This window comes from Acidovorax sp. GW821-FHT09A11, assembly GCF_059418365.1.
This window is the reverse complement of record NZ_JBWKPS010000013.1, coordinates 1-26328: the sequence shown is the minus strand read 5'-3', so window position 1 is coordinate 26328 and position 26328 is coordinate 1. Positions and strand designations below refer to the sequence as shown.

Below are 26328 nucleotides of genomic sequence, written 5' to 3'. Positions count from 1 at the left end.
CTGGTACCGGGCCCAGGGCCGTGAGCGGCCCCGGGCCGGCGCTCGGCCGTTTTTTACCCCCTTCTGCAGGAGATCACCATGGGTTTGCTCGATTCCGTATTGGGTGCCGTCATCAATAGCGCATCACAGGGCGGCCCCCAGGGCTCCGCCGGCGGCGGCGGTGCCGCAGGCGGGCTGGGTGGCCTGCTGAGCCTGGCCGCGCAGAACCCCCAGCTGGTGCAGGCCGTGATGTCCCTCATCAGCAACGATGGCCCGGTGGGCGGGCTGCCGGGCCTGATGGCCCGGTTCCAGCAGGCCGGGCTGGGCAACGTGATCGCCTCCTGGCTCAGCGCGGGGCCCAACCAGGCCATCTCGGGCGAGCAGCTTTCGGACGTGCTGGGCAGCGGCCCGCTGTCGCAGATCGCCGCGCAGCTGGGCGTGGGCTCCGGCGCGGCGGCAGGCCAGCTGGCCCAGGTGCTGCCGGGCCTGATCGACCAGCTCAGCCCGCGCGGCGAGGCGCCGCAGGGCGGGTTTGGAACGTCCAGCGACCTGTTTGGAATGCTGGGCGGTTTGCTACAAAAATAGTAGCTTTCAGCGCTTGATGGACAAGCGCTACCGGCCATTCTGGCCCGAAACCACTGCGGCGGCGCTCACCCCGCCGCCGGGCAGCGCCGCTCCAGCCACTGCCGCAGCATGTCGAACACCGGCGCGGCCAGTTCGGGGCTTTCATTGAACAGCTCGTGGAACAAGGGCTCGAAGCCGTGCGACTGCACCAGCGCCCGGGGCGCGGCGGCCGCGAAGGCACGGCTGCCGGCGGGATTGACCAGCTTGTCGCTGCCCGCCCACAGGAGCAGCGTGGGCACGCTCCAGTGCGCGGCGCGGGCCACCGTGGCGGGGCCGCCCGTGGCGATGAAGCGCGCCAGGCGCGCGCTGATGCGGTCGTGGCACAGCGGGTCGGCCAGGTAGGCCGCGGGCACGGCCGGGTCGTGGGAGAGGTACTGCGCATCCAGCCCGTTGCCCACGCGCAGGTTCGGTGCGATGCGCGGCAGCGTGGCCAGCAGCAGTTTTTGCACGGCGCCCAGGCCCGCGTCGAGCGCGGGGGATGAGAGCACCAGCGCATCCACCGGCCGCAGGTTCAGGGACACAAAACGCGAGGCGACCAGCCCGCCCATGCTGTGGCCCAGCAGCACCAGGGGCTGGCCGGCCGGCATGCGGGCACGGGTGGCGTCCACCATGTCGGCCAGGTCGTCCAGCAGCCGCATGTCCGAGGTGAGGCCGCCGCGCGGGCCGCTCGACTCGCCGTGGCCGTACTGGTCGTAGCCGCGCGCGGCGAATCCCCAGGCATTCAGGCGCCGCGCCAGGGCGTCGTAGCGGCCCACGTGTTCGCCCAGGCCGTGCACCAGCAGCACGGTGCCCCGTGCCGGCACGCCGCGCCCCACCAGGGGCCAGTCCTGCACCGCCAGGTTTTCCCCATCCCCCGCGGTGAAGGTGGTCAAGGTGCTCAGGGTGGACGCAATGGAGTCAGAGGACATGGTGGAACGGGCTCAAGGCAACGCGGCCGGCCGGGCCAGCGCCCTGGCGGCGCGCGTTGCGGTGCGGGGGAAGGGCGGCGGCTGCATCCACACACCGGGGGAGGAGGCAGCGCCAGGGCACATGCGCGGGGGCGGCGATGCGCGCGGTGGGGTTCAGGCCGCCACGGCGGTGGCCTGCTGCGCCGCCATGGCCGCGATCACCTGCGCCACGGCGGCGGTGAGCTTCTTGGCGTAGGGCACGTGCAGGAACTCGTTGGGGCCGTGCGCGTTGCTCTTGGGGCCCAGCACGCCGCAGACCATCATCTGCGCGGTGGGAAAGCCTTCGCTGAGCATGTTCATGAGCGGGATGGTGCCGCCCTGTCCGATGTGGCCGCACGGCGCGCCGAAGTGGGCCTGCGAGGCGTCGTTGAGCGCCTGCTCGAACCAGGGCGTGGCGCTGGGCGCGTTCCAGCCCGTGGCGCCGCTCGTGCCCTGGAAGGTGACCTTGGCCTGGTAGGGCGCGTTGTCTTCGAGCAGGGCCTTGAGCTCCTGCACGGCCTGGCCGGCATCCACCAGGGGCGGCAGGCGCAGGCTGAGCTTGAACGCGGTGTAGGGGCGCAGCACGTTGCCGGCGTCCTGCAGCGCCGGGAAGCCCTCGGCGCCGGTGACGCTGAGCGTGGGCTCCCAGGTGCGCTTGAGCAGGGCCTGCACCGGGTCGGTGGTGGTGGGCAGGGCGAAGGTGGTGGCGCCGCCGCAGTCGTAGTGGGCCCAGGGGAAGCGCTTGTACACCTCTTCGCCCAGGATGGCGGCCGTGGCGCGGGCCTGGGCCAGGCGGTCGGCGGGCACCTCGCAGTGGAAGCTCTGGGGCAGCAGGCGGCCGGTGGCACTGTCTTCCAGCCGGTCGAGCACCTGGCGCATGATGCGGAACGACGAGGGCACCAGGCCCGAGGCGTCGCCCGAGTGGATGCCTTCGGTCAGGATCTCGACCTTGAGCGTGCCGGTGGCCATGCCGCGCAGGCTGGTGGTGAGCCACAGCTGGTCGTAGTTGCCCGCGCCCGAATCCAGGCACACCACCAGCGCCACGTTGCCCATGCGGGGCTTCAGGGCATCGATATAGGGCAGTAGGTCGCGCGAGCCGCTTTCCTCGCAGGTCTCGATCAGGCCCACGATGCGCGGGTGGGGCACGTTCTGGCGCTTCAATTCCTGCACGGCCGCGATGCTGGCATAGACCGCGTAGCCGTCGTCGGCGCCGCCCCGGCCATAGAGCTTGCCGTCCTCGTACTTGGGCGTCCAGGGGCCCAGGTCGCCGCGCCAGCCCGAGAACTCGGGCTGCTTGTCGAGGTGGCCGTACATGAGCACGGTGTCCGTCGCGCCGGGCTGCGTGGATGCGATCTCGAAGAACAGCACGGGGGTGCGGCCTTCCAGGCGCACGACGTCGAGCGTGAGGCCTTCGACTTTCTGCGATTCGACCCACGCGGCGGCGTTGCGCACCACGGTGTCGAGCAGGCCCTGCTCGGCCCAGTCGGGCGAGAACATGGGCGACTTGGCGGGGATGGCGATGTAGTCGGTCAACTGGCGAACAATGTCGTCGTCCCACGCCTGGCTCACCCGCTCGAGCGCGAGTGCAGGTTGCAGGATCTGGTGGGGGACACGGGCATTCATGGGGGCTCTCCTGAAAAAGTCTCTGGGGGACCAAAAACAGCATTCCAACACAACCCCCGCGCGGACGCCACGGTGGGCGCGCAGAGACCCTCACGGCGGGCGCGGACGCCGCACGCGCCCCAGCCCCCGCGCAGCGGGCGCCGCCCCCTGAGGGAGGGCGGCGCGGGGAGGCATTTCAATACCTGGAAGCCGGGTGGGTCTCGGGGTTGTCCCGCGCCGCCATCTGGGAGGCGGGGCGCCGCAGGGCCGTGGCCACCTCCACGCGGTTGCGCCCGTTCTCCTTGGCCTGGTAGAGCGCGCGGTCGGCGGCGGCGATCAGCATGTCCCAGCTGTCGCCGGGTTCCAGCCGGCCGCCGAAGACGCCGATGCTCGCGGTGACGGCGATGCCCACGCCCGCATCGGCATCGGCGGCGCCGGCGGGGCGAACGCGGCAGCGCGATTCCTCCACCGCCTTGCACAGCTCGCGCGCCAGCTGCTCGGCCCCCAGCAGGGTGGTGTCGGGCAGCACCACCATGAATTCCTCGCCGCCGTAGCGGCCCACGAGGTCCTGCGCCCGCACGCGCTCCTTCAGCACGCTGACCACGCTGCACAGCACCTGGTCGCCCGCGGGGTGGCCGTGGCGGTCATTCACGCGCTTGAAATGGTCGATGTCCACCATCATCAGCGCGATGGACTCGCGCGTGCGCACGGCGCGCGCCACGTCGCGGTCCAGCGCGGCGATCAGCGCGCGGCGGTTGGCCACGCCCGTGAGCGGATCGAGCGCCGCCATGATGCGGTTGTTTTCGTCCGCGCGGTCGCGCGACATGAACACGAAGCCCATGGAGCTGATGAGCACCACCGACACGGTGCCCATGAAGGTCAGGGTCTGCAGGGCGCTGCCCTGCAGGATGCCGGTGGCCGCCTCGCTGGCGCTGAGGGCCAGCAGCGCGCGGCCGCCCAGGACCAGCGCCTCCAGCCCGAGCCCCGCCACCAGCAGCCATTGGCCGCGCCCCACGGTGGCATGGCGGCGCTCCAGCGCCGCGGCCAGGGCCCACACGGCCTGCAGGCCGATGGCCAGGCCCACGAAGCTCACGCGCGCCGGAAAGTTGTCGATGAATGCGATGACGAACCCCGTGACCAGCGCGGACGGCGTGAGCAAGAGCAGCCACCGCACCGGACGGCCCTGGAACTGGTAGATCGCCGCGATCATCCCCACGAAGACGCAGGACAGCAGCAGGTTGCCCACCACCACGGACAGCGCGTCCGGCACCTGCCCGCGCAGCATGATCAGCAGGTGCCCCATGGCATTGACCAGCAGGGCGGCGGCCCACCGCCCCAGGCCGTCGCGCCGGCGCCCCCAGCCCACCACGGCCATGGAGGCCGCCATCATCAGCGAGCTGACAATGATCATTGCCAGCATGGTGGGAACATGGGCGGCCATGGCGGGCAGGTGGGGTTGTGCGGACAAGGAAGTTCAGCCCAGCATAAACCATGGAATCGGGCGCGAGAACCGATCAATTGCCAAGCCGCCCGCGCCGGGCCCGCCACCTGCCCCCGCAGGCCCGCGCCCGTCAGCGCAGCCGGGCGGGGGCGGGGGACGCTGCCAAGGCCGGCCGGTCCGCGGGCGCAGGCTCGCCGCCGGGGCCGCGCGAGAGCTTGAAGACCTGCACCGCCCCGGCCAGCCGCTGCGCCTGGTCGCGCAGGCTCTGGGCGGCGGCGGCGGACTGCTCCACCAGCGCGGCGTTCTGCTGGGTCATCTGGTCGAGCTGGTTCACCGCCGTGTTCACCTGGCCGATGCCGTCGGACTGCTCGCCCGAGGCCGCCGTGATCTCGCCAATGATGTCGCCCACGCGTTGGACAGAGCCCACGATCTCGTCCATGGTGCTGCCCGCGTTCTGCACCAGGCGCGCGCCCGACTCCACGCGCTCCACCGAGGCGCCGATGAGCGCCTTGATCTCGCGCGCCGCCTCGGCGCTGCGCCCCGCCAGCGACCGCACCTCGCTGGCCACCACCGCGAAGCCCCGGCCCTGTTCGCCCGCGCGCGCCGCCTCCACCGCCGCGTTGAGCGCGAGGATGTTGGTCTGGAAGGCGATGGAGTCGATCACGCTGATGATGTCGGCGATCTTGCGCGAGCTCTGGTTGATGTCGCCCATGGTGGTGACGACCTCGCCCACCACCTGGCCGCCGCGCGCGGCCACGGCGGCGGCGGTGCTGGCCAGCTGGTTGGCCTGGCGCGCGGCATCGGCCGACTGGCGCACCGTGGACGTGAGCTGCTCCATGCTCTGTGCCGTCTGGGCCAGGCTGCTGGCCGTGGCCTCGGTGCGGGCCGACAGGTCCTGGTTGCCGCTGGCGATCTCGGCGCTGGCGGTGGTGATGCTGTCCACCGCCGTGCGCACCTGCTGCAGCATCTGCGTGTAGCGCTGGCGCATGCCTTCGACCTCCTGCACCAGCGCGCCGATCTCGTCGCGCCGCGTGGTGCGGAATTCCTCGGTGAGGTCGCCCTGCGCCACCAGCGTGATGGCCTGCGTGAGGTCCTGCAGCGGGCGGCTCACGCCCCGGCGCAGCATGAGGAACAGGCCGATGGCCAGCAGCACCACGGCCAGGGCCATCAGGCCCCACACCGCCAGCGTGACGCGGCGCTGGCTGGCCATGGCTTCGCCGTCGGCCACCTCGGCCACCACCCACCAGCCCCCGCCCGTCTTGCGCACCAGCGCCCAGGGATCGGTGGCGCCCGCGCCCAGCACGGGCGCGGCCTCGCGCACGAAGCCGTCGCCGGAGGCGGCCAGCGCCTCGAAGAAGGGGCGCGCCTCGGGGTAGGCCTCCAGCACGCGCTTGCCGCGCGCCGTGGGGTGGTACACGAACACGGCCTTGTCGAGCGAGGCGCCGGGGTTGACCACGTAGGTGCCGCCGTGCTCGAAGAATTTTGTCTGCGCCACCTGCTTTTGCAGCATGGCATGGAACACGCTGATGTCGTTGCCGATAAAGAGCAGCGCGATCACCTTGCCCGAGGCGTCCTTGGACGGCAGGTAGTGGCCCATGTAGGGCTTGCCCCCCACCACGGTGACGCCGGTGTAGGGCTCGCCCCTGGCCACCGTGGCGTAGGCCGGGTCGTCGCGGGACAGGGGCGTGCCCTGCTGGCGCTCGCCCTTGTCGTTCTTGACCGACGTGGTCACGCGCATGAAGTCCTCGCCCTTGCGCGCGAACACCGTGGCGATGCCGCCCGTCTCGCTGGCGAACTTGTCGACCGAGCCGTAGTCCTCGTTGACCAGCGCGCCGTAGCTGCGCAGCTCGCCCGTGGCCTCGTCCAGGTGCATCACGCCCTCGAAGTAGCGCTGAAAGCCCCGCATGGTGAGCTGCACCAGTTCGCGGTTGGTGTTGTCGGCCGCGTCCAGCGACTGGGCCACGCTCTGCGCCGTGTCGCCCACGCTGGCCACCACCTGGGCGCGCGTGCTGCGCTCGGTCAGCACGGCGATGGCCAGCCCCACGAACACGAGCACCAGGGCCACCAGCGCAATGGCCGCCAGCGTGACCTGCCGGGCGACGGAACGGTTGTTGGCAAGGGAAGCGGCCATGCGGTATGTCTCCTGGAGATTGAAAGCCCAAAGCCGGCTGGGCCGGTCTCAGAAAGGGTTCTCAAACGCCTGAGAACACGCTGCTTCACTCTAAGTCCGGAGGCTTGTTACATTTATTCACGCATTCCCTTACGCAAAGCTGCGTACCTCGACGCGGCCCGTGCATGGACCATAGCGTGCGAAACGGGGCGCCCCCCGGGGGGATGGCCCAACGCGGATCAGGGGGTCTTCCCCTTCATCCAGCCCAGGCCTTGCGAGGTGCCGGCCGCCGGCCGGTACTCGCAGCCGACCCAGCCGCGGTAGCCCAGGGCATCGATGGTGTCGAAGAGGTAGGGGTAATTCAGCTCGCCGGTGTCGGGCTCGTGGCGGCCGGGCACGCCGGCGATCTGGATGTGCGAGACGCGGCCCGTGGGCAGGTAGCGCCGCAGCTTGGCCGCCAGGTCCCCTTCCACGATCTGGCAGTGGTACAGGTCCATCTGCACCTTGAGGTTGTCGGCCTGCACCGCATCCAGCAGCTCGTGGGCATGGTCCTGCCGGTTCAGGAAGTAGCGCGGCATGTCGCGCAGGTTGATGGGCTCGATGAGGATCTCGCGCCCGGCCCGCGCGGCCTGCGCTGCCGCCCAGCGCAGGTTGCCCGCGCACAGGTCCTTGAGCGATTCGCGCTCGACGCCCGGCGGCACGGTGCCCGAGAGCACATGGATGCGCGGGCAGCCCAGCACCTCGGCATGGCGCAGGGCTTCCTCGACTCCCGCGCGGAACTCTGCCTCGCGCCCCGGCAGCGCGGCCGTGCCGCGTGCGCCGTGTTCCCAGGCGGCGGCCATGCCGGCGCGGTCGGTGCCGCCCGCCGGGGCGTTGAACAGCACCAGCTGCAGGCCGCTGTCCTGCAGCCGCGCGGCCACCTCGGCGGGCGCGAACGCGTACGGAAACTGGAACTCCACGGCGGTGAACCGGTCGCGCGCGGCGGCCTCGAAGCGCTGCAGGAACGGCAGCTCGGTGTACATCAGGCTCAGGTTGGCGGCAAACTGGGGCATGGCAGGCGGTGGAGGGCGTCGGGACCCGGCAGCTTATCGCGCGGCATGGGGGCCTGGGCGCACCGCCGCGAAGCAATAGGCTCAAAACAGCCCCTGGCGCTGCATGGAAAAGCGCGAACAGCTATATATTCAATAGCAGCCTGACGGTACACCAAGGACACACGCATGCGCATTGGAGAACTCGCCCGACGCACCGGCACCACCCCCAAGGCCATCCGCCTGTACGAGGGACGGGGCCTGCTGGGCACCGTGGCGCGCAACGGCAGCTACCGCCAGTACGGCGAGGCCGATGTGGCCCAGGTGCGGCTGATCCGCCAGGCCCAGGCCCTGGGCTTTCGGCTGTCGGAACTCGATGGCCTGGACCAGATGCACACCGCCGAGGGCGGGGACCGCATGGCGCAGCGGGTGGCGGCCCGGCGGGTGGCGGTGGCGCAGGAGCTGCTGCGGCTGCAGGCGCTCGATGCCGAACTGGCGCAGCTGCAGGCGCAACTGCATGACTGCGACGGCATGGCCGTGCCCGCCACGGCGCAGGCCTGCGCCGTGGCCGCGCCGGTTCCGCCCGCGGCCCGCGACGCCCGGCAATTCACCGCCCCGGTGGCGCGGGGCGCGCCGCATCGCGCGCCGGCTTGATCCAGCTGCTTGACTCTGCCCCGTGGGGCAAGGTGACCATGGCGCCATCGACAACAACGTGTGTGATGGAGGTTCTGTGGCACAACAACGCATTCTGGTCATCCTGGGCCACCCGGCGCCCGCCAGCCTGTGCGCGGGCATGGCCCGCGCCTATGCCGAAGGGGCGCTGGACGCGGGCGCCGAGGTGCGGTTCCTGGACGTGGGGCAGCTGGCGTTCGATCCGCTGTTCCTGGGCTACGGCGCCGCGCAGCCCCTGGAGCCCGATCTGGCCGCCGCACAGGCCGACATCCGCTGGGCCGGACACCTCGTGTGGGTTTACCCCATCTGGTGGGGCGCGATGCCCGCGCTGCTCAAGGGTTTCATCGACCGCACCTTCCTGCCCGGCTACGCGTTCAAGTACCGCGCCGGCTCGCCGCTGTGGGACAGGCTGCTGGCAGGGCGCTCCGGCGAACTGCTGGTGACCATGGATTCACCGCCCTGGTACTTCCGCTGGGTCACGCGCATGCCGGGGCATCACCAGATGAAGAAGGCCATCCTGGAGTATTGCGGCATCCGGCCCGTGCGGGTGCACAGCTTCGGGCCGGTGCGCACCGCCAGCAAGGAGCGGCTGGCGGGCTGGGTGGCGCACGCGCGGGACCTGGGGCGGCGCAGGGGCGCGAAACCCGGTACCGCGAGCGCCAGCCCCGCGCCGCAGGCCCCCGCATCGCCCTGACGCCGCGGCGCCCGTTCAGGCCAGGGCCAGGTACTTTTCAAGGTGGCCCATGGCGCGGGCCACGTACGCCTCCTTCTCGCCAACCGGAGCCACGTAGTGAAGCGCGCTTTCCGCGGCCTCCACGCCTTCCAGCCGGGCGATCACCCACGCGGCCAGGTACGGCGCGGCCAGGCAGCCGCCGGCCGTGGCGATGTTGCCGTGCGCGACCAGGGGCTGGTTCAGCACCGTGACCCCGGCCTCTTGCACCCAGGGCCTCGTGGTCAGGTCGGTGCAGGCGGGCACGCCGCCAAGCAGGCCCAGGCGGGCCAGCACCAGCGTGCCCGAACACTGGGCGCCCAGCAGCTGGCGGGCAGGATCGAAGTCCATCTGCGCCATCAGGGATGCGTCGTTCACCACCTCGCGCGTCTGCATGCCGCTGCCCACCAGCACGGCATCGGCCGTGCGGGCCCAGGACAGCGGCGCCTGCGCTTCCACCACCACGCCGTTCATGGATCGCACCCGGGGCGCGGGGCAGGCCAGGCACACGTGCCAGCCCGGCTTCTTCACCCGGTTGAGAACACCCAGGGCGACGAGCGAGTCCAGCTCGTTGAAACCTTCGAACGTCAGTATGGCAATGCGCATGGCGCTTCTCCTGGCGGGAAAACGGCCCCCGCCGGCGGTGGATGAACAGTGGAACCCATGGTATCGGCGGTGTTCAATACAATCAAAAAATTGTCATGAATACACTGCGGAGGCGCCATGGGCCAGGTCCGGTACAAGCAGGTGGTGGATGCGCTGGCCACCGACATCCGCGCGGGCCGGCTGCGGCCCGGCACCCGCCTGCCCACGCACCGCGCCCTGGCGCAGCGCCACGGCCTGGCGCTGGCCACCGCCAGCCGCGTGTACGCCGAGCTGGAGGCCATTGGCCTGGTGGTGGGCGAAACCGGGCGCGGCACCTTCGTGCGCGATGCCTCCTGCCCGCGCGGCCTGGGCGCCGACCTGGCCGTGCCCGCACCCGGCTCGGCGGACTTGTCGTTCAACAGCCCCGGCGTGCCGGGGCAGGCGGACCTGCTGCGCGACGCGCTGCGCAGGCTGGCGGCATCGGGCGACCTGGAATCCCTGCTGCACTACCACCCCTACGGCGGGCGGCCGCACGAGCGCGCCATCGTCGCCCGGCACCTGGCCACCCGCCAGCTGTGGGTGACCGGCGAGCAGGTGCTCATCGTCAACGGCGCGCAGCACGGCATGGCGGTGGCGGCGCTGGGGCTGCTCAGCCCCGGCGACGTGGTGGCGGTGGATGCCCTCACCTACCCCGGTTTTCGCGTGCTGGCCGAGCGCATGCGGCTGGACCTGGCGCCCGTGCCCGTCGGGCCGGGCGGCACGGACCTGGACGCCCTGCAGCGCCTGTGCCAGGCCCGGCCCGTGCGCGCCATCTACACCATGCCCACGCTGCACAACCCGCTGGGCTGCGTGATGGATGCGGGGGCCCGCAAGCGCCTGGTGGCGTTGGCGCGCGCCCACGACCTGCTGGTGCTGGAGGACGCCCCCTACGCCTACCTGGCGGCCGACGCGCCGCCGCCCGTGGCCGCGCTGGCGCCCGAGCGCACGGTCTACCTGTCGAGCCTGTCGAAGAACGTGGCCACGGGCCTGCGCTTTGGTTTTGTCGCGGCCGCGCCGGCGCTGATCGCCCCCATCGAGCGCGCCGTGCGTGCCACCTCCTGGAACACGGCGGGCGTGATCACTGCCATCGCCTGCGGCTGGATCGAGGACGGCACCGTGGCGCGCCTGGAGGCCGAAAAGCGCACCGACGCGGCCCGCCGCCAGGCCATCGCCAGCGAGGCCCTGGCCGGGCTGCCGCTGGTGCGGCACCCGCATTCGTACTTTGCCTGGCTGCCGCTGGGCGACGACCAGCGTGCGGACCGCGTGGCCGGGGCGCTCGCGCAGCGCGGCGTTGCGGTGTCCACCGCCGAAGGGTTTGCCACCACGGCACACGTGCCGCATGCGCTGCGCCTGGCGCTGGGCTCCATCCCCTGCGAGGACCTGCCACGGGCCCTGGCCGCCGTGAAGGCGGTCGTGGAAAGCGACTCTTCCTGAGCGGCATGGCCGCGCCGCGACACGCCGCGCCTTCCGGGGCCGCCGCCCGGCTTCATTGCTTGCCGGTGAACGCCCGCACCGCGGCGCGGCCCACGGCGGGGTCATCGGTAAAGAAGCCGTCGATGCCCGCGCGCAGATACGCCGTGATCTCGGCCGCGCTGTCGCCGCGCGCCGTGCCATCCGCCGCCGGAGCCTTCTTCAGGCCGGCGGGAAGGAAGGCGTTCTCGGGCCGCAGCGTCCAGATGTGCACGGCCAGGCCTTCGGCGCGGGCACGCGCGACCAGCGGCGTGGGTTCGCCGGGCAGGCCGTCCTTCACCGGCACGACCAGGGTCTTGAAGGGGCCGATGGCATTGGCATACGTGGCCACCTGCTTCAGGCCTTCGGGCGTGATCAGGTCGGCATAACCGCGCGCATTGGCCGCGCCCTGGGCCACAAAGTCATACGGCCGGCCCGAGGGAGCCACCAGCTGCACCAGGCGCACGCTGCTGAGCCTGCGGATCGCCTGCAGGTTGGCCACCTCGAACGACTGCACGAACACGGGGGCGTCCTTGTGGTTCCAGCCGTTCTTCTCCAGCACGGCGAGCAGCGGCGCCTCCAGCGGCTGGCCGATGGACTGGAAATAGGTGGGGTGCTTGGTCTCGGGGTAGATGCCGACCACGCGGCCGGTTTTGGCGCTCGCCGCCTTGGCCAGGTCGATCACCTCCTGCAGCGTGGGCACCTCGAACTGGCCGTTGTAGGCCACGTTGGCGGGGCGTTGCGCGGGGATGCGCTCGCGGGCGCGCAGGGTTTTCAGCTCGGCCAGCGTGAAGTCTTCGGTGAACCAGCCGGTGATGGACTGGCCGTCGATGGTCTTGGTGGCCTTGCGGCCCGCGAACTCGGGGCGGTCCACCACGTCGGTGGTGGCTTCCTTCACCGAGCCATCGGCGCCCAGGATGGCAATGGCGTTCTCGTGCCGGGCCACCAGCACGCCGTCCCTGGTGATGACCAGGTCGGGCTCGATGATGTCGGCGCCATCGTCAATGGCCTGCTGGTACGCCGCCAGCGTGTGCTCGGGCCGCAGGGCCGAGGCGCCCCGGTGGGCGATCACCGTGGGGGTGGGCGGCCAGGCCTGGGCCATGGCGCCCAGCGCCCAGGTGGCGAGCAACGCGGCAGCAGTCGTGGCGCGCAGTGCAATGCGTTTCATGCGGGTCTCCTACAAACAGAGCCCGCACCTTAGCCGATGCGCTTGACAGCGGCGTGTCGCCGGGGCGCACACACCCACAAGCGCTACGCATGTTCGAAGTGGAAGACCGCCGTGCCCGCGCGCGCATTCGGCAGCCAGCGCACCTCCTGCCCATCCTGCAGGCCAAAGGCATCCAGGATGCGCAGGCTGTTCTTGGTGGCCAGCACCTCGAAGTCCTTGTAGGTGCCCACGCGGATGTTGGGCGTGTCGTACCACTGGTAGGGCAGGCGCCGCGTGACGGGCATGCGACCGCGCAGGATGGACAGGCGGTTGGGCCAGTGCGCAAAGTTGGGGAAGGCCACCACGCCAGTGCGGCCCACGCGCGCGGTCTCGCGCAGCATGGTTTCGGCATTGCGCAGGTGCTGCAGCGTGTCGATCTGCAGCACCACGTCGAACGAGTTGTCGCCGAACATGGCCAGGCCCTCGTCGAGGTTGAGCTGGATCACATCCACGCCGCGCTGCACGCAGGCGAGCACGTTGGCATCGTCGATCTCCACGCCGTAGCCGCTGCAGCCGCGCTCGCGCTGCAGGTAGTCGAGCATGGCACCGTTGCCGCAGCCCAGGTCGAGCACGCGCGAGCCGGGGGGCACCAGGCGTGCCAGGGCTTGCATCGCCGCTTTTTCGGTCATGGCTGCAGCTCCTTTGCAATGCTATCGAAGTAAGAGCGCATCACGCCCATGTAGCGGGCGTCATCGAGCAAAAAGGCATCATGCCCGTGGGGCGCGTCGATTTCGGCGTAGCTCACGCTGCGGCGGTTGTCGAGCAGCGCCTTGACGATCTCGCGGCTGCGCTTGGGTGAGAAGCGCCAGTCGGTGGTGAAGCTCACCAGCAGGAAGCGCGCCGTGGCCCGCGCCAGCGCCCGCGTGAGGTTGCCGCCCTGGGTGCGCGCGGGGTCGAAGTAGTCCAGCGCGCGCGTGATCAGCAGGTAGGTGTTGGCATCGAAGTAGTCGCTGAACTTGTCGCCCTGGTAGCGCAGGTAGCTCTCGATCTGGAATTCGATGTCCTGCGTGCTGTACTTGAGTTCCAGGCCCTCGCGCAGCTGCCGCCCGAACTTCTCGTTCATCACGTCGTCGCTCAGGTACGTGATGTGGCCGATCATGCGGGCGATGCGCAGGCCGCGTTTCGGAATCACGCCGTGCCGGTAGAAGTGGCCGCCGTGAAAGTCCGGGTCGGTCACGATGGCGCGGCGGGCCACCTCGTTGAAGGCGATGTTCTCGGCCGTGAGGTTGGGCGCGCTGGCCACCACCACCGCGTGGCGCATGCGCTCGGGGTACTGCAGTGTCCAGGAGAGCGCCTGCATGCCGCCCAGGCTGCCGCCCAGCACGGCGGCGAGCTGCTGGATGCCCAGGCGGTCGAGCAGGCGGGCCTGGGCGTTGACCCAGTCCTCCACCGTGACCACCGGGAAATCCGCGCCGTAGACCTCGCCCGTGTCGGGGTGGTTGTGCATGGGGCCGGTGGAGCCGAAGCACGAGCCCAGGTTGTTCACGCCGATGACGAAGAAGCGGTCGGTGTCCACGGGCTTGCCCGGGCCGATCATGTTGTCCCACCAGCCTTCGCTCTTGTCCTGGCCCGCGTAGACGCCGGCCACGTGGTGCGAGGCGTTGAGCGCGTGGCACACGAGCACGGCATTGGAGCGGTCGGCGTTGAGCGTGCCGTAGGTCTCATAGGCCAGGTGGTAGTCGCGGATGGACGCACCGCTTTGCAGCGGCAGCACCTCCGCAAAGTGCATGGTCTGAGGTGTTGCGATGAACGACATAGTTGGAACTGGTGAGCCCTCATGTTCCACCGCTTGCGCGCGCCGCTGCTCCACAAACAAGGAAGCCGCCCTGGCCTGGAGCGCCGCCCCAGGACAAAAAAACCCGGCGTCGCTAAAAACGAGGCCGGGTACATGGGTCGGACGGGTCTTTAGCAGGATTTATAAAGCGCCCGCAAGCTGTGGCAAATCGGCGCGTCTGGCAAATATACCAAAAGCGCCTGCGGATGGCTCCTGCTTTTCGCAGCCTCCCTCAGCCGACCGGCGTGAAGATGGCCAGCAGCCCCAGCACCAGGAAGATCACGGCAGACACGATGTGCACCGCGCGGATCGGCACCCGGCGGGTGATGCGCTCGCCCAGCCACACCACGGGCGCGTTGGCGATCATCATGCCCAGCGTGGTGCCTGCCACCACCCACAGGTAGGCGTTGTACTGCGCGGCCAGCATGACGGTGGCGATCTGCGTCTTGTCGCCCATCTCGGCCAGGAAGAACGCGATCAGCGTGGTGCCGAACACCCCCCAGCGCGGCGAGCCGTCGGCCTCGCCTTCGTCAAGCTTGTCGGGGATCAGCATCCAGATGGCCATCGCGATGAACGATGCCCCCAGGATCCAGCGCAGGATCTGCGGCCCCACGAACGTCGTCACCCACGAGCCCACGGCGCCGGCCAGGCCATGGTTGACCAGCGTGGCCACCAGGATACCGAGGACGATGGGCCAGGGTTTGCGAAAGCGTGCGGCGAGCACGAGCGCCAGAAGCTGCGTCTTGTCGCCCATTTCGGCGAGCGCGACGATGGCGGTGGAGATGAAAAACGGTTCCATGTGGGGGTCCTGTCCGGCCGGATGTTGTTCGAAACGCATTGACTGCACCCCGACTCCGGCCATTTGGATCGGCATGCAGTCAATGGTCTCGCCCAGCTAGAAAACCGCATGCGCCATAGGTCCACCGGACCCAAGTTTGTTGACGCATGCCCCCGGCGCATTGCGCACCGGGCGGGCTACTCCCCAAAGACCCGCGTATTTTACCCTGCGCCAGCCTGGCGGGGGTGCCCCGGCCGTGACCGCCTGTCTTTTTTCCTCGGGAAAACCCTTCCACGCACGCGTGAAAACCCCTGATTTGTGCACGACGGGCGGCTTTCCCCAGAAATAAAACCCCACGCGCCACATAAAGTGATTAATAATGGGTTCGCTTTTCTGCTTGCAGGAGAGCAGTTAGCTTAGCGGTGAATGGTCAGTTTCGCGTCTTTGAAGTCGTCACAGGTTTGTTGATTGCGTCGGGCTCCATCGCGTTTTCATGTTTTTTCAGGAGTCCTTCATGGGCAACAAACTTTACGTGGGCAACCTGCCCTACTCTTTCCGCGACGAAGATCTGCAGCAGACCTTCAGCCAGTACGGCTCGGTTGGCAGCGCCAAGGTCATGATGGAGCGCGACACCGGCCGCTCCAAGGGTTTCGGCTTTGTCGAAATGGGCAGCGATGCAGAAGCCCAAGCCGCCATCCAAGGCGTGCATGGCCAAAACTTCGGCGGCCGTGACCTCGTGGTCAATGAAGCCCGCCCCATGGAGCCCCGTGCTCCCCGTAGCGGCGGCTTCGGCGGCGGCAACGGTGGTGGCGGCGGCTACGGCGGTGGTGGCGGCGGCGGTTACGGCGGTGGCCGTAGCGGCGGCGGCGGTGGTGGTGGTTACGGCGGTGGCCGTAGCAGCTACTAAAAAGACCTCATCGGCAGACCTCGCGGCCTGCCGAAGGCAAGACAAAGGAGCCTCAGGGCTCCTTTTTTCATGGCCGCGCGGTATCGCCACCACAGTCGGCATCACCGCTTGCTTTTTCGGCAAAAGTGTGGCGCATAATGGGTTGGCGGGTGCAACCCGTTTCCAAGTTTGCGGTGATCCGTCAGTTTCGCGCTGAGAGCGTCATTGAGATTAGCTGGCTGCGTTTTCGGGACTCCATCGCTTTATCCATGTGTTTTTGAGGAGTCCCTCGATGGGCAACAAACTGTACGTCGGCAACCTGCCGTACTCGGTGCGCGACAGCGATCTGGAACAGGCCTTCGGCCAATTCGGCGCAGTGACCAGCGCCAAGGTCATGATGGAGCGCGACACGGGTCGATCCAAGGGCTTTGGCTTCGTGGAAATGGGCAGCGACGCAGAAGCCCAGGCCGCGATCAACGGCATGAATGGCCAGCCCCTGGGCGGCCGCAGCATCGTCGTGAATGAAGCACGCCCCATGGAGCCCCGCCCACCCCGCAGCGGTGGATTTGGCGGCGGTGGCGGCGGCTACGGCGGCGGTGGTGGCCGCAGCGGTGGTGGTGGCGGCTACGGCGGTGGCCGTGAAGGCGGCGGTGGTGGCTATGGCGGCGGCCGCGAGGGTGGCGGCGGCGGTGGTTACGGCGGTGGCGGCCGCAGCGAAGGTGGATTCCGCAGCCCCTACGGCTCCGGTTCCCGCAACGGCGGCGGTGGCGGTGGTGGCCGCAACGGCGGCGGTGGCGGCTATGGCGGTGGCGGCGGCAGCAGCTACTGAAGAAGCACCCTGCCGGGGAGTTTTCCTGGCAAGGCCAAAGCCCCTTCGGGGGCTTTTTTCATGGGCGGCCGCCCCAGCCGGCGGGCGGGCGGCGGCAGCGCCCCGGCGCGGGGCCGGCGCGCTATGTCTGCTCGTCCTGGCGCCGCTTGCGGGGGCGGCCTGACAGCAGCTTGTCGAAAAGCGCGTTCGGCAGGAGCCGCAGCACCTTGGCGACCACCCCCATCTGCCACGGGATGACCCGGTAACTCACGCCCTGGGTGATGGCCCGGTAGGCATGGTCCGCGAAATCACCGGCCTGCATCAGAAACGGCATGCTGTAGCGGTTCTGGCGCGTGAGCGGCGTGTCGATGTAGCCCGGCGAAATGGTGACCACGCGCACGCCGTGCGGGCGCATTTCCCCGCGCAGGCTTTCGCAATAGCTGATGACGGCGGCCTTGCTGGCGCAGTAGGCGCCGTGGCCGGGCAGGCCCCGGATGCCCGCCACGCTGCCGATGCCCACCAGCGTGCCGCTGCCCCGCTGCGCCATGGCATCGACAAAGGGGTGGAACGTGGCCGCCACGCCGATATTGTTGGTGGCAAAGGTGCGCGCCATCACTTCGAGGTCATCACGCACGGCCGTGTCCATGCCCACGCTGATGCCGGCATTGGCGATGACCACGTCCGGTACTCCCTGGCGCGCGACACAGTCGCGGCCCGCCGCAACGATGCTGTCGGTGACCGCCACGTCTGCGCTATAAATTTCGTAGCTATCCGCGCTTATCCCTTGTGCGTCAGCCCATGTTTTCACCTCGGATGTCCGGCGCGCCGCCAGCGCCAGGCGGTAGCCCGAGCGATGGAAACGCAGGGCCAGCGCCTGCCCGATGCCGCTGGACGCTCCGGTGATGAAGACAAGGGGAGTGGTCATGGGGGGCTCCGGGCAGGGACAGGGGTGGGCTCGGCGGCTAGGGCTTGGCCGTGCCGGGCTGGAGCACGCCGCGCACGCGCCCGCGCAGTTGCAGCACCTGGTCGAGGTTGTCGTAGTCCATGCCGTCGGCGGTGAAGCGATCGTTGCCGCGCGTGAGGGTGACGGGCTTGTCCGAACGCACACGCTCCGTGCTGGTATAGGCGTGCAGGAATTCGCTGCGGAACTCGAGCCGCGGCTGCGCCGGCGTCCCCGGCCTGGCGGCCAGGGGCTCGCGCGTGACGATGGCGTTGCCGAACAGCTGGACCTCCGAACCATCGGCGTTGGTCAGGGCGCGGTCCGCCGTGGCCACGGTGAGGCGCCCGGCGGGCGTGACCGAGCGCATGCGCGCCTTGTCGATCTCCAGCGTGTCGGTGTCGGGGTAGTGCCGCGCCTCCGCGCCCTGCACCTCGCTCTGCAGCCGCCCCGCGGCGTCAAAGCTCTTCACCGAGAAGGATTTCATGAAGTAGTCTGGCTGGTGCCCCTGCTGGCGTTCGGCGGCGGGCAGCAGGGGCATGGGCGCGTTGCGCACCAGCCACCAGGTGCCCAGCGCCAGCAGGCCCATGAGCACGACGGGCAGGTACAGCGAGAACTGGTCCCAGCCCTGGCGGATCACGTTGCGCGTCATGGGGCCGCCTCCGGGCCGGGGGCGCCAGCCTGGCCCGTGGTCCATGGGTGCGGGGCGGGCCGGGTCATGCGGTGTATTCCGCCAGCAGTGCGGCGTAGCGGCCCGTGGCCACCAGCAGCAGGTCGCACAGCTCCCGCGCGGCGCCGTCGCCTCCCCGGGCCTGGGTCACGAAATGGGCCGCCTGGCGCACTTCGGCCTGGGCATTGGCCGGCGCGCACGCAAAGGCGCTGCGGCGCATGACGGGCAGGTCTGGCCAGTCGTCCCCCATCGCGGCGGCGTCGGACCAGCCCAGCCCCAGGGTGGCCAGGATCTGCTCGGCGGCCGGGCGTTTGTCCTCGGTGCCGAAGACGGCGTGCTCCACGCCCAGGGCCTTCAGGCGCACGCGCAGGGGCAGGGAGTCGCGCCCCGTGATCACCACGGGGGTGATGCCCGCCTTTTGCAGCAGCTTGAGCCCGTGCCCATCCAGGGTGTTGAAGCGCTTGAGGGTCTCGCCCGATTCGCTGATGTACAGGCCGCCGTCGGTCAGCACGCCGTCGACATCGAAGAAGGCGACGCGCACGCCCTGGGCCCGCAGCAGCAGCTCGGGATCGATCTGCAGCGCGGGCGCGGCATCGGGCAGGAAGGAGGAGGAGGAAGAGGGGCCCGCCACCATCAGATCACCTTGGCGCGCATGAGGTCGCCGATGTGCACGACCCCGGTGAGCACGCCCGCGGCATCCACCACCAGCACGCTGGTGATGGCATGGGCCTCCATCATTTCCGCGGCATCCACCGCCAGCGCATCCGGCGCGATGCGGCGCGGGCTGGGGTGCATCACCTGCTCGGCCGTGGCGGTGCGCAGATCGGCCCCCGCCTCGATGCGGCGGCGCAGGTCGCCGTCGGTGAAGATGCCCAGCACCTGCCCGGCCGCGTCCACGATGGCCGAGGCGCCCAGCCCCTTGGCGCTCATCTCGCGCATGAGGTCGCTGAAGGCGGCGCCGGGCGCCACTTTCGGGATTTCCGCCCCTGTCCGCATGACGTCGCTCACATGGGTGAGCAGCTTGCGCCCCAGCGCACCGCCAGGGTGCGAACGGGCAAAGTCTTCGGGGCGGAAGCCCCGGGCATCGAGCAGCGCCACGGCCAGGGCGTCGCCCATGGCCAGCTGGGCGGTGGTGCTGGCGGTGGGGGCGAGCTGCAACGGGCAGGCTTCTCGTTCCACGCCGCTGTCGAGCACGATGTCCGCATGTTTGGCCAGGGTGGATTGTGGCCGCCCTGTCATCGCAATCAACATGGCTCCCAGGCGTTTGATCACGGGCAGCAGGGTGGTGACTTCATCCACCTCCCCGCTATTGGAGAGCGCCAGCACGATGTCGATGGACTTGATCATGCCAAGGTCGCCGTGACTGGCTTCGGCCGGGTGCACGAACATGGCGGGTGTCCCGGTGGAGGCGAGCGTGGCGGCAATCTTGCGCCCGACATGCCCACTCTTGCCGATGCCCATCACCACCACCCGCCCGCGCACAGTGAGGATCGCCTGCACGGCCTGCGTGAACGACGCGCCAACACGGGTCTTCAGCCCCAGGACGGCCGCAGCCTCGATGTCAAAAGTCTCACGTGCCAGACGCAGGGCCTGATCAGCATCAAAGGGGGGCAGTGCGGCAGGTGCGGGAGTCATCCCGGGATTCTATCGACCGGGCAGGCCCTGGGCGGGCCCTGGATTTATTGTCCCCCTCTGGCACGCCCCGTGCTTCGGACAAGAAGATCGTGAACAGGCTGCTGGCCTCGGATAGCATCGAACCATGTCCTCTCTCGCCCTCACCTTGCTCTACCTGCTGGCCGCGGTGCTGGGCGTGGTGGCCTGCCGCAGCCTCAAGCTGCCCCCCATGCTGGGCTACCTGGCGGCGGGCGTGCTGATCGGGCCGCATGCGCTGGCGCTGGCGCAGAACTCGGAAGGGGTGCGCCACCTGGGCGAATTCGGCGTGGTGTTCCTGATGTTCGCCATCGGGCTGGAGTTCAGCCTGCCCAAGCTGCGCGCCATGCGCCGCCAGGTGTTCGGCCTGGGCCTGATGCAGGTGGTGCTGACGATGGCCGTGGTGTCGGGCGCGGCGCTGCTGCTCGCGCGCGTGGCGGGCGGCGTCTGGGAGATGGGCTGGCAGACCGCGCTGGCGCTCTCGGGCGTGATGGCCATGAGCAGCACGGCCATCGTGGTCAAGCTCATGGCCGAACGGGCGGAGCTGGAAAGCGAGCACGGCCGCAGGGTGATGGGCATCCTGCTCTTCCAGGACCTGGCCGTGGTGCCGCTGCTGGTGCTGATTCCCGCGCTGAGCTCGTCCCCGGACCAGCTCCTGACCGCGCTGGCGTGGGCCCTGGTCAAGGCCACGGTGCTGGTGGGCATCCTGCTCACGGGCGGGCAGCGGCTGATGCGCTGGTGGCTGACCCTGGTGGCGCGGCGCAAGAGCGACGAGCTGTTCATGCTCAACCTGCTGCTGATCACCCTGGGCCTGGCCTGGCTCACGGAGCTGGCGGGGCTGAGCCTGGCCCTCGGGGCCTTCATCGCGGGCGTGCTGGTGTCGGAAACCGAGTACCGCCACCAGGTGGGCACGGACATCCGGCCTTTCCACGACGTGCTGCTCGGCCTGTTCTTCATCACCATCGGCATGATGCTGGACTGGCACATCCTGGTGGACCGCTGGGCCCTGGTGCTGGCGCTGCTCACGGTGCCCCTGCTCCTCAAGCTGGTGATCATCCTGGTGCTCGCGCGGGGCATGGGCGCCACGACCGGCGTGGCCCTGCGCACCGGGCTGTACCTGGCCCAGGCGGGCGAATTCGGCTTCGTGCTGCTGTCGCTCACGCAGGCCAACGGGCTGGTGCAGCCGGCGCTGATGAACCCCATCCTGGCGGCCATGGTGCTGTCGATGCTGGCCACGCCGTTCCTCATCATGTACAGCAACCGCATCGTGATGAAGCTGGTGGCCAGCGACTGGCTGCAGCAGTCGCTGCAGATGACGAGCATCGCGCGCAAGTCCATCAACAGCAGCAAGCACGTGATCATCTGCGGCTACGGCCGCTGCGGACAGAACCTGGCGCGCATGCTGGAGCATGAGGGCATCCCCTACATGGCGCTCGACCTGGACCCGGACCGCGTGCGGCAAGCCGCCGCCGCCGGTGATTCGGTGGTGTACGGCGACGCCACCCGCCTGCAGGCGCTGATGGCCGCGGGCCTGGTGCGCGCGAGTGCCGTGGCCATCACCTACATCGACGTGCCCGCCGCGCTGAAGGTGCTGGCCAACGCGCGCTCCCACGCGCCGCAGGTGCCGGTGGTGGTGCGCACGCAGGACGATCTCTACCTGGACAAGCTGCAGGCCGCCGGCGCCACCGAGGTGGTGCCCGAGGCCATCGAGGGCTCGCTGATGCTGGCCAGCCATGCGCTGGCGCTGGTGGGCGTGCCCATGCGCCGCGTGCTGCGCCTGGTGCAGGACCAGCGCGACGCGCGCTACAACCTGCTGCGCGGCTACTTCCACGGCGCGGACGACGACACCGTCAATGAGCGCGACCAGGAACGCCTGTCCACCGTGAACCTGCCCCCCGGCTCCACCGCGCTGGGCAAGAGCCTGGGCCAGCTCGCGCTGTCGGCCATGGGGGTGCGGGTGGTGAACCTGCGCCGCGGCAGCGGCCACATGAGCTCGGCGGTGGACGATGCGCTGCTGGCGGCGGGCGACACGCTGGTGCTCTCGGGTCACCCGGCGGCGCTGATGCTGGCCGAGGACAAGCTGCTGCGCGGGTAGCAGGGTACATCCCCCTGAGGCACTGCGTGCCTTCCCCCTTTTCTCTACGCGCTCCGGGAAGGGGGACGATGCCCTCGCTGCGGGGCGGCCCTTGCCTGGCATCTCTCGCCCGATGCGTGCCAGTGGCTGAGGCTGACGCCAAAATTTGAATTAAATATGGCTCTGGCGCTTATCCATCAAGCGCCAATAGCTATATATTTAATAGCAAACTACAAAAGCTCGGCGGGCCCGGGCCTCCCGAACAGGTAGCCCTGGAAGCGCTTGCAGCCGTTGCGCAGCAGGAAGTCGCGCTGCCCCTCGGTCTCCACCCCTTCGGCCACCACGTCCAGCCCGAGGCTGTGGGCCAGCGCGATGATGGTGCAGGCGATGGTGGCATCGTTGGGGTCGGTGAGCACGTCGCGCACAAAGCTCTGGTCGATCTTGAGCTGGTCCAGCGGCAGGCGCTTGAGGTAGGAGAGCGACGAGTAGCCCGTGCCGAAATCGTCCAGCGAGAACCCCACGCCCTGGGTGCGCAGCGCCTGCATCTTGTGGATGCTCTCCTCCACGTCCTGCAGCAGCAGGCTTTCCGTGAGCTCCAGCTTGAGGCGCGCGGGGTCGGCCCCGCAGTCGCGCAGCACGCTGAGGACTTCCTCCGCGAAGTCGGGCTGCCGGAACTCCTGCGCGCTCACATTCACGGCCACGCTCCAGCCCGCGGTCCCGGACGCCGCGGTCCACCGCGCCAGCTGGCGGCACGCCATGGCCAGCACCTGGCGCCCCAGGGGCAGGATGAGGCCGGTCTGCTCCGCCAGGGGGATGAAGTCCCCGGGCGGCACCATGCCGCGCAGCGGATGGTTCCAGCGCACCAGCGCCTCGGCGCCCAGCACCCGGCCCGTCTCGTCCACCACCGGCTGGTAGTGCAGCAGGAACTCGTTGCGCGCGAGCCCCTGCCGCAGATCGCCCTCCAGCGCCGACCGCGCGGAGGCCGCCGCCTGCATGGCCGGATCAAAAAAACACAGCGTGTTGCGGCCCTGCGCCTTGGCCTGGTACATGGCCAGATCGGCGCGCTTGAGCAGCTCCTGCACGGGCAGCTGCACATCGCGGAACAGGGCAATGCCAATGCTGGGCGTGCTGTGCACTTCGCTGCCATGCACCACATAGGGCTGGTTCAGCGCGGCCAGCACCTTCTGGGCCACGGCTTCCGCTTCGGCCGCAGCCGCCTGCGTCTCGGCATCCAGGCCCTGGACCACCACCACGAACTCGTCGCCCCCCAGGCGCGCCACGGTGTCCGTGGCCCGCACGCTGGCGCTGACGCGGCCGCCCACCTGCACCAGCAGCCGGTCGCCCCACTCGTGGCCCATGGTGTCGTTGACGCCCTTGAAGTTGTCCAGATCCAGGAACAGCAAGGCCCCATGGCTGCCCTCGCGGGCGCACATGTTCACCGCGCGCTCCAGCCGGTCCATCAGCAGCCGCCGGTTGGGCAGACCCGTGAGCTCGTCGTAGAACGCCAGGCGCTGGATCTCCGCCTCGGCCAGCTTGCGCTCGGTGATGTCGCGGGCCACGCCGCGGTAGCCCGTGAACTGGCCCTCTTCATCGAAGATGGGCTCGCCGCTGATCGATACCCAGACGGGTTTTCCGTCTTCGGTCAGGCGCTGCATCTCGAAGTCGTGAAAGACCTCGTGCGCCTCCAGCTGCCTGCGGTGCTCGCGCCACTGACCATCGCCCACGAAGGTGTTGGGCAGCTCCCAGCGCGTGAGGCCGTAGTGCATCTCGTTGGGCACGCCGGCCTCGTGGTAAGGGTTGCCGTCCAGCCGCACGAAGCGGAACTGCGCGTCCTGCTCCCAGTACCAGTCGGAGGACAGGTGCGTGAGGCTGCGCCAGCGGGACTCGCTCAGGCGCAGGGCTTCCAGGGTGCTCAGGTAGTCGGTGACGTCCGTGAACGTGCGCACGCGGCCGCCCTGCTCCAGGGCGCGCGTGCGCACCTCGATGTAGCGGCCGCCGCGGGTGCGCCGCACGTAGGCGTCGGGCATGGTGAGCCGGCCACCGTGGGAGGAATACTCGGACGCCACGTAGTTGCGCGCCGCGGGCTCTATGAGCTGGAATTCCGCGCCGAAATCCCCCCGCTCGGTCTGGAAACGCACCACTTCCTCGACCTTGGGCTGCGTGGCCAGCAGTGCTTCCGGCAGATCCAGCAGCTCCAGATAGCGCCGGTTGTAGACGCGGATCCGCCCTTCGGCATCCACGTTGGTGATGCCCTGCGACACGCTGGCGAGCGTGCCTTCCAGGGCTCGTGTCTTGTCGGCCAGGAGGGCGCTGGTGCGTTCGAGCTCCGCCTCGACCGCGCTGCGCGCCAGCTCGGCGCGGCGGGCCATCTCCAGCTGGCCCACCGTGTTCAGCAGGGGCTGGAGGAACTGCACGTCCGACGCCGAATAGCCCTCGGGCCGGTTTGCCAGGCCGACCATGGCCACCAGTTCCCCCGCCGCGTGGATGGGAAGCCCCAGGTAGGTGCGCAGCGGCGGGTGGCCCCGGGGCGTGCCCACGCCGCGCGTGTCGTGGCTGGCGTCGTTGGAGAGCACCGGCTCGCCGGACACCAGCGCCGCCCCGACCAGGGAGTGCAGGTTGTCGAACACCATGCCTTCCTCGGAATGCTGGGCATAGCGGGCCCTGGAGGCCTCGTCCCAGCTGATGTCGGTCATGGCGTGCACGCGCAGGTAGGGGTGCCCATCCTCGGCGCGCTGCACCTGGCCCACGAGGCCGAAGGCGCTCTGCGTGAGCGACATCAGCTCCTTGAGCAGGGCCTCGAAGGCGGCCCGGGGTCCCGAACTGGCGATGAACATCGCCTGGGCGAGGGAGATGGCCTGCAGCAAGCGGTGCTGGCGGGCCAGCATGGCCTCGGCCGCCAGCCGCGCGCGGGCGCTGGAATTGCGCTCGAGCACCGAGTCGATCTGCGCGGGCAGCGTCAGCAGATAGTCCAGCGCGGGGTCCTGCACCGCGAAGTCGTCGAAGCCATGGCGCATGGCCTGGGCCGCATGGGTTTCCGCCCCCATGCGCACGACGATCATGGCCGGCACGCCGTCGAGCAGCCGCAGCAGGTCGAAGGCCGAGCCATCGACCGTGCGCTGCGCCGCCAATACGATGTCCGGCCTGCTGTGCCCCAGATGTTCCCGCGCATCCGCCAGCGACGCGGCCACGTCCACCCGCCAGCCGGACCACGGGTCCGCGAGCGCGTCGACCACCGCCTGTGCATGGTGGTGATCGCTTTCGATCAGCAGGATGGAGATGGGCATGGCCGATCTGCGGTGTGAAGGGGTGTTTCAGCGTGGCGGTACAGCGGATGTAACAGCGCTGAAACATTATGAGGGTTCGCGGCGCAGGGTGCGGTCCCGATCAACCCTGCTGGATACACTTGCCACGCCTTTCGCCTTCGGGCGCCCCGCGCAATCCTTCATTTCCCCCCCGCAGCCATGCAGCCACTCAGCGTCAACGAATACCTCCGCCAACACATCCGCACCGTGCCCGACTGGCCGGCGCCCGGTGTGCAGTTCCGGGACATCACCCCGCTGCTGCAGGACCCCAAGGTGTTCCGGGTGCTGATCGATGCCTTCGTGCACCGCTACATGGACAAGGCGCTGCGCCCGGATGTGGTCGCCGGGCTGGATGCGCGCGGATTCATCCTGGGCGCCGTGGTGGCCTATGAACTGAACGTGGGCTTCGTGCCCATCCGCAAGAAGGGCAAGCTGCCCTTCACCACGGTCGAGGAAACCTACGAGCTCGAATACGGCAGCGCCACCGTGGAGCTGCACACCGACGCCGTGAAGGCCGGGGACCGCGTGCTGCTCATCGATGACCTCATCGCCACGGGCGGCACGATGATGGCGGGCAGAAAACTGCTGGAGAAGCTGGGCGCCACGGTGACCGAGGGCGCCGCCATCGTGGACCTGCCGGAACTGGGCGGTTCACGGCGCCTGCGCGAGTCCGGGCTGCCGCTGTACACGCTGGTGGACTTCGAGGGCCATTGAGGCGGAGGCGGCAAGGCGGCGGCGCGGCAACGCCCGCACCGCCCTGCGCCACGGCACCACCTTCGGCCCCCCCTTTCGACGACCCGGGGGAATGCCGGACCTTCGGGTCCTGCCCCGGGGGTGTTCAGTTCAGCTCGCCGTACTGGGTGCTGCTCAGGTCGGGGGCGGGGCTGTCGGCACCCGGCATTTCCGTGTCTTCAAAGCCCGTGGGCTGGGCAGGGGGCAGCAGCGGCCCCGAGCGCACCGGCACGCCGGGCTTGGCGGCCGCGGCGGGCACGGCCACGGCGGAAGCCCCGGCCGCCGTGGCCAGGGCGCGTTTGAACGCCGCCACTTCGTCCGCCTCGATGGGCTCGTAGCGCGGGGC

The 26328-nt window shown here is 69.7% G+C and carries 23 protein-coding genes, 1 pseudogene and 1 riboswitch; of the genes and pseudogenes, 8 read left to right on the top strand and 16 right to left on the bottom strand.

Translation table 11 applies throughout. The features are described 5' to 3' along the window. Nucleotides 1–78: 78 nt before the first annotated feature. Entirely contained in the window at nucleotides 79–564 is a 486-nt protein-coding gene (locus AC07PV_RS22890) for a YidB family protein (protein WP_218297033.1), read from the top strand. 65 nt (nucleotides 565–629) lie between these two features. Here AC07PV_RS22890 and AC07PV_RS22885 read toward each other — a convergent pair whose 3' ends face one another. From AC07PV_RS22885 to otnI, 5 genes are all read right to left on the bottom strand, one after another. Further along, entirely contained in the window at nucleotides 630–1511 is an 882-nt protein-coding gene (locus tag AC07PV_RS22885) for an alpha/beta hydrolase (RefSeq protein WP_218297032.1), read from the bottom strand. Nucleotides 1512–1664: 153 nt separating this feature from the next. Beyond that, on the bottom strand, nucleotides 1665–3152 hold the full coding sequence (locus AC07PV_RS22880) for a M20 family metallopeptidase (protein WP_494631399.1): 1488 nt from the start codon (nucleotides 3150–3152) through the stop codon (nucleotides 1665–1667). 175 nt (nucleotides 3153–3327) lie between these two features. Further along, nucleotides 3328–4572 (bottom strand): GGDEF domain-containing protein, encoded by a 1245-nt coding sequence (locus tag AC07PV_RS22875; RefSeq protein ID WP_218297205.1) that lies wholly within the window; start codon nucleotides 4570–4572, stop codon nucleotides 3328–3330. Between the two features lie 130 nt (nucleotides 4573–4702). Continuing rightward, nucleotides 4703–6703, bottom strand: a complete 2001-nt coding sequence (locus tag AC07PV_RS22870) for a methyl-accepting chemotaxis protein (RefSeq protein WP_218339362.1) — start codon at nucleotides 6701–6703, stop codon at nucleotides 4703–4705. A 218-nt stretch (nucleotides 6704–6921) separates the two neighbouring features. Then, complete coding sequence (otnI, locus tag AC07PV_RS22865; protein ID WP_218297029.1) at nucleotides 6922–7734, bottom strand: 2-oxo-tetronate isomerase; 813 nt, start codon at nucleotides 7732–7734, stop codon at nucleotides 6922–6924. A 165-nt stretch (nucleotides 7735–7899) separates the two neighbouring features. Here otnI and AC07PV_RS22860 point away from each other — a divergent pair, with 165 nt between their 5' ends. Both AC07PV_RS22860 and AC07PV_RS22855 read left to right on the top strand, forming a co-directional pair. Continuing rightward, nucleotides 7900–8364 carry a MerR family transcriptional regulator gene (locus tag AC07PV_RS22860; protein ID WP_494631397.1) on the top strand — a complete coding sequence of 155 codons (465 nt, stop codon included), beginning with the start codon at nucleotides 7900–7902 and terminating at the stop codon, nucleotides 8362–8364. Between the two features lie 76 nt (nucleotides 8365–8440). Continuing rightward, nucleotides 8441–9076: an NAD(P)H-dependent oxidoreductase gene (locus tag AC07PV_RS22855; RefSeq protein WP_218297027.1), complete on the top strand. Its 636-nt coding sequence runs from the start codon at nucleotides 8441–8443 to the stop codon at nucleotides 9074–9076. 15 nt (nucleotides 9077–9091) lie between these two features. Here the strand turns inward: AC07PV_RS22855 and AC07PV_RS22850 are convergent, their stop codons facing one another. Continuing rightward, entirely contained in the window at nucleotides 9092–9697 is a 606-nt protein-coding gene (locus tag AC07PV_RS22850; RefSeq protein WP_494631395.1) for a DJ-1/PfpI family protein, read from the bottom strand. Nucleotides 9698–9814: 117 nt separating this feature from the next. On the opposite strand from AC07PV_RS22850, the gene AC07PV_RS22845 reads away from it, so the two are divergent. Further along, a complete protein-coding gene (locus tag AC07PV_RS22845; protein ID WP_494631393.1) occupies nucleotides 9815–11149 on the top strand; it encodes an aminotransferase-like domain-containing protein in 1335 nt (444 codons plus the stop codon). A gap of 52 nt (nucleotides 11150–11201) precedes the next feature. On the opposite strand, the gene AC07PV_RS22840 is transcribed toward AC07PV_RS22845, so the two are convergent. The 4 genes from AC07PV_RS22840 to AC07PV_RS22825 all read right to left on the bottom strand — a co-directional run bounded on the left by AC07PV_RS22840 (nucleotide 11202) and on the right by AC07PV_RS22825 (nucleotide 14944). Continuing rightward, nucleotides 11202–12332 (bottom strand): glycerophosphodiester phosphodiesterase, encoded by a 1131-nt coding sequence (locus AC07PV_RS22840; RefSeq protein WP_494631391.1) that lies wholly within the window; start codon nucleotides 12330–12332, stop codon nucleotides 11202–11204. An 83-nt stretch (nucleotides 12333–12415) separates the two neighbouring features. Next, nucleotides 12416–13000, bottom strand: a complete 585-nt coding sequence (metW, locus tag AC07PV_RS22835; protein ID WP_492246444.1) for a methionine biosynthesis protein MetW — start codon at nucleotides 12998–13000, stop codon at nucleotides 12416–12418. Then, nucleotides 12997–14127: a homoserine O-succinyltransferase MetX gene (gene metX, locus AC07PV_RS22830; RefSeq protein WP_218297023.1), complete on the bottom strand. Its 1131-nt coding sequence runs from the start codon at nucleotides 14125–14127 to the stop codon at nucleotides 12997–12999. Before metX ends, metW begins: the two co-directional genes overlap by 4 nt. Before the next feature lie 250 nt (nucleotides 14128–14377). Further along, a complete protein-coding gene (locus AC07PV_RS22825; protein ID WP_218297022.1) occupies nucleotides 14378–14944 on the bottom strand; it encodes a TMEM165/GDT1 family protein in 567 nt (188 codons plus the stop codon). Between the two features lie 23 nt (nucleotides 14945–14967). Then, nucleotides 14968–15141: riboswitch (yybP-ykoY riboswitch) on the bottom strand. 296 nt (nucleotides 15142–15437) lie between these two features. On the opposite strand from AC07PV_RS22825, the gene rbp (AC07PV_RS22820) reads away from it, so the two are divergent. Both rbp (AC07PV_RS22820) and rbp (AC07PV_RS22815) read left to right on the top strand, forming a co-directional pair. Next, a complete protein-coding gene (rbp, locus tag AC07PV_RS22820) occupies nucleotides 15438–15830 on the top strand; it encodes an RNA-binding regulator (RefSeq protein ID WP_218297021.1) in 393 nt (130 codons plus the stop codon). Nucleotides 15831–16101: 271 nt separating this feature from the next. Further along, nucleotides 16102–16638 (top strand): RNA-binding regulator, encoded by a 537-nt coding sequence (gene rbp, locus AC07PV_RS22815; RefSeq protein ID WP_218339360.1) that lies wholly within the window; start codon nucleotides 16102–16104, stop codon nucleotides 16636–16638. Nucleotides 16639–16759: 121 nt separating this feature from the next. Here rbp (AC07PV_RS22815) and AC07PV_RS22810 read toward each other — a convergent pair whose 3' ends face one another. The 4 genes from AC07PV_RS22810 to AC07PV_RS22795 form a co-directional block, all read right to left on the bottom strand. After that, nucleotides 16760–17542 (bottom strand): SDR family oxidoreductase, encoded by a 783-nt coding sequence (locus AC07PV_RS22810; protein ID WP_218339359.1) that lies wholly within the window; start codon nucleotides 17540–17542, stop codon nucleotides 16760–16762. A 37-nt stretch (nucleotides 17543–17579) separates the two neighbouring features. Continuing rightward, complete coding sequence (gene lptC, locus AC07PV_RS22805) at nucleotides 17580–18206, bottom strand: LPS export ABC transporter periplasmic protein LptC (protein ID WP_218297018.1); 627 nt, start codon at nucleotides 18204–18206, stop codon at nucleotides 17580–17582. Nucleotides 18207–18270: 64 nt separating this feature from the next. Next, nucleotides 18271–18858 (bottom strand): KdsC family phosphatase, encoded by a 588-nt coding sequence (locus AC07PV_RS22800; protein WP_255590959.1) that lies wholly within the window; start codon nucleotides 18856–18858, stop codon nucleotides 18271–18273. Next, nucleotides 18858–19859 carry a KpsF/GutQ family sugar-phosphate isomerase gene (locus AC07PV_RS22795; RefSeq protein ID WP_218297017.1) on the bottom strand — a complete coding sequence of 334 codons (1002 nt, stop codon included), beginning with the start codon at nucleotides 19857–19859 and terminating at the stop codon, nucleotides 18858–18860. Before AC07PV_RS22795 ends, AC07PV_RS22800 begins: the two co-directional genes overlap by 1 nt. A 124-nt stretch (nucleotides 19860–19983) precedes the next feature. Here AC07PV_RS22795 and AC07PV_RS22790 point away from each other — a divergent pair, with 124 nt between their 5' ends. Next, a complete protein-coding gene (locus AC07PV_RS22790; protein ID WP_218297016.1) occupies nucleotides 19984–21969 on the top strand; it encodes a monovalent cation:proton antiporter family protein in 1986 nt (661 codons plus the stop codon). A gap of 209 nt (nucleotides 21970–22178) precedes the next feature. Here AC07PV_RS22790 and AC07PV_RS22785 read toward each other — a convergent pair whose 3' ends face one another. Then, the gene (locus AC07PV_RS22785) at nucleotides 22179–25232 is read right to left on the bottom strand and encodes an EAL domain-containing protein (RefSeq protein WP_218339358.1); all 3054 of its coding nucleotides are present in this window, start codon (nucleotides 25230–25232) and stop codon (nucleotides 22179–22181) included. Nucleotides 25233–25409: 177 nt separating this feature from the next. Between AC07PV_RS22785 and AC07PV_RS22780 the strand changes: the two genes are divergently transcribed. Beyond that, nucleotides 25410–25964, top strand: a complete 555-nt coding sequence (locus AC07PV_RS22780; RefSeq protein WP_218297014.1) for an adenine phosphoribosyltransferase — start codon at nucleotides 25410–25412, stop codon at nucleotides 25962–25964. A gap of 124 nt (nucleotides 25965–26088) precedes the next feature. On the opposite strand, the pseudogene AC07PV_RS22775 reads toward AC07PV_RS22780, so the two are convergent. Next, nucleotides 26089–26328: pseudogene (locus AC07PV_RS22775) on the bottom strand (hypothetical protein); the annotation flags it as partial.

Coding starts and splice junctions, on each gene's coding strand:
- rbp (WP_218297021.1), top strand. CDS start 15,438: ATGGGCAACAAACTTTACGTGGGCAACCTGCCCTACTCTTTCCGCGAC.
- otnI (WP_218297029.1), bottom strand. CDS start 7,734: ATGCCCCAGTTTGCCGCCAACCTGAGCCTGATGTACACCGAGCTGCCG.
- AC07PV_RS22850 (WP_494631395.1), bottom strand. CDS start 9,697: ATGCGCATTGCCATACTGACGTTCGAAGGTTTCAACGAGCTGGACTCG.
- AC07PV_RS22800 (WP_255590959.1), bottom strand. CDS start 18,858: ATGGTGGCGGGCCCCTCTTCCTCCTCCTCCTTCCTGCCCGATGCCGCG.
- AC07PV_RS22795 (WP_218297017.1), bottom strand. CDS start 19,859: ATGACTCCCGCACCTGCCGCACTGCCCCCCTTTGATGCTGATCAGGCC.
- AC07PV_RS22825 (WP_218297022.1), bottom strand. CDS start 14,944: ATGGAACCGTTTTTCATCTCCACCGCCATCGTCGCGCTCGCCGAAATG.
- AC07PV_RS22810 (WP_218339359.1), bottom strand. CDS start 17,542: ATGACCACTCCCCTTGTCTTCATCACCGGAGCGTCCAGCGGCATCGGG.
- AC07PV_RS22880 (WP_494631399.1), bottom strand. CDS start 3,152: ATGAATGCCCGTGTCCCCCACCAGATCCTGCAACCTGCACTCGCGCTC.
- lptC (WP_218297018.1), bottom strand. CDS start 18,206: ATGACGCGCAACGTGATCCGCCAGGGCTGGGACCAGTTCTCGCTGTAC.
- rbp (WP_218339360.1), top strand. CDS start 16,102: ATGGGCAACAAACTGTACGTCGGCAACCTGCCGTACTCGGTGCGCGAC.
- AC07PV_RS22890 (WP_218297033.1), top strand. CDS start 79: ATGGGTTTGCTCGATTCCGTATTGGGTGCCGTCATCAATAGCGCATCA.
- AC07PV_RS22840 (WP_494631391.1), bottom strand. CDS start 12,332: ATGAAACGCATTGCACTGCGCGCCACGACTGCTGCCGCGTTGCTCGCC.
- AC07PV_RS22870 (WP_218339362.1), bottom strand. CDS start 6,703: ATGGCCGCTTCCCTTGCCAACAACCGTTCCGTCGCCCGGCAGGTCACG.
- AC07PV_RS22875 (WP_218297205.1), bottom strand. CDS start 4,572: ATGGCCGCCCATGTTCCCACCATGCTGGCAATGATCATTGTCAGCTCG.
- AC07PV_RS22860 (WP_494631397.1), top strand. CDS start 7,900: ATGCGCATTGGAGAACTCGCCCGACGCACCGGCACCACCCCCAAGGCC.
- metW (WP_492246444.1), bottom strand. CDS start 13,000: ATGACCGAAAAAGCGGCGATGCAAGCCCTGGCACGCCTGGTGCCCCCC.
- metX (WP_218297023.1), bottom strand. CDS start 14,127: ATGTCGTTCATCGCAACACCTCAGACCATGCACTTTGCGGAGGTGCTG.
- AC07PV_RS22785 (WP_218339358.1), bottom strand. CDS start 25,232: ATGCCCATCTCCATCCTGCTGATCGAAAGCGATCACCACCATGCACAG.
- AC07PV_RS22790 (WP_218297016.1), top strand. CDS start 19,984: ATGTCCTCTCTCGCCCTCACCTTGCTCTACCTGCTGGCCGCGGTGCTG.
- AC07PV_RS22845 (WP_494631393.1), top strand. CDS start 9,815: ATGGGCCAGGTCCGGTACAAGCAGGTGGTGGATGCGCTGGCCACCGAC.
- AC07PV_RS22780 (WP_218297014.1), top strand. CDS start 25,410: ATGCAGCCACTCAGCGTCAACGAATACCTCCGCCAACACATCCGCACC.
- AC07PV_RS22885 (WP_218297032.1), bottom strand. CDS start 1,511: ATGTCCTCTGACTCCATTGCGTCCACCCTGAGCACCTTGACCACCTTC.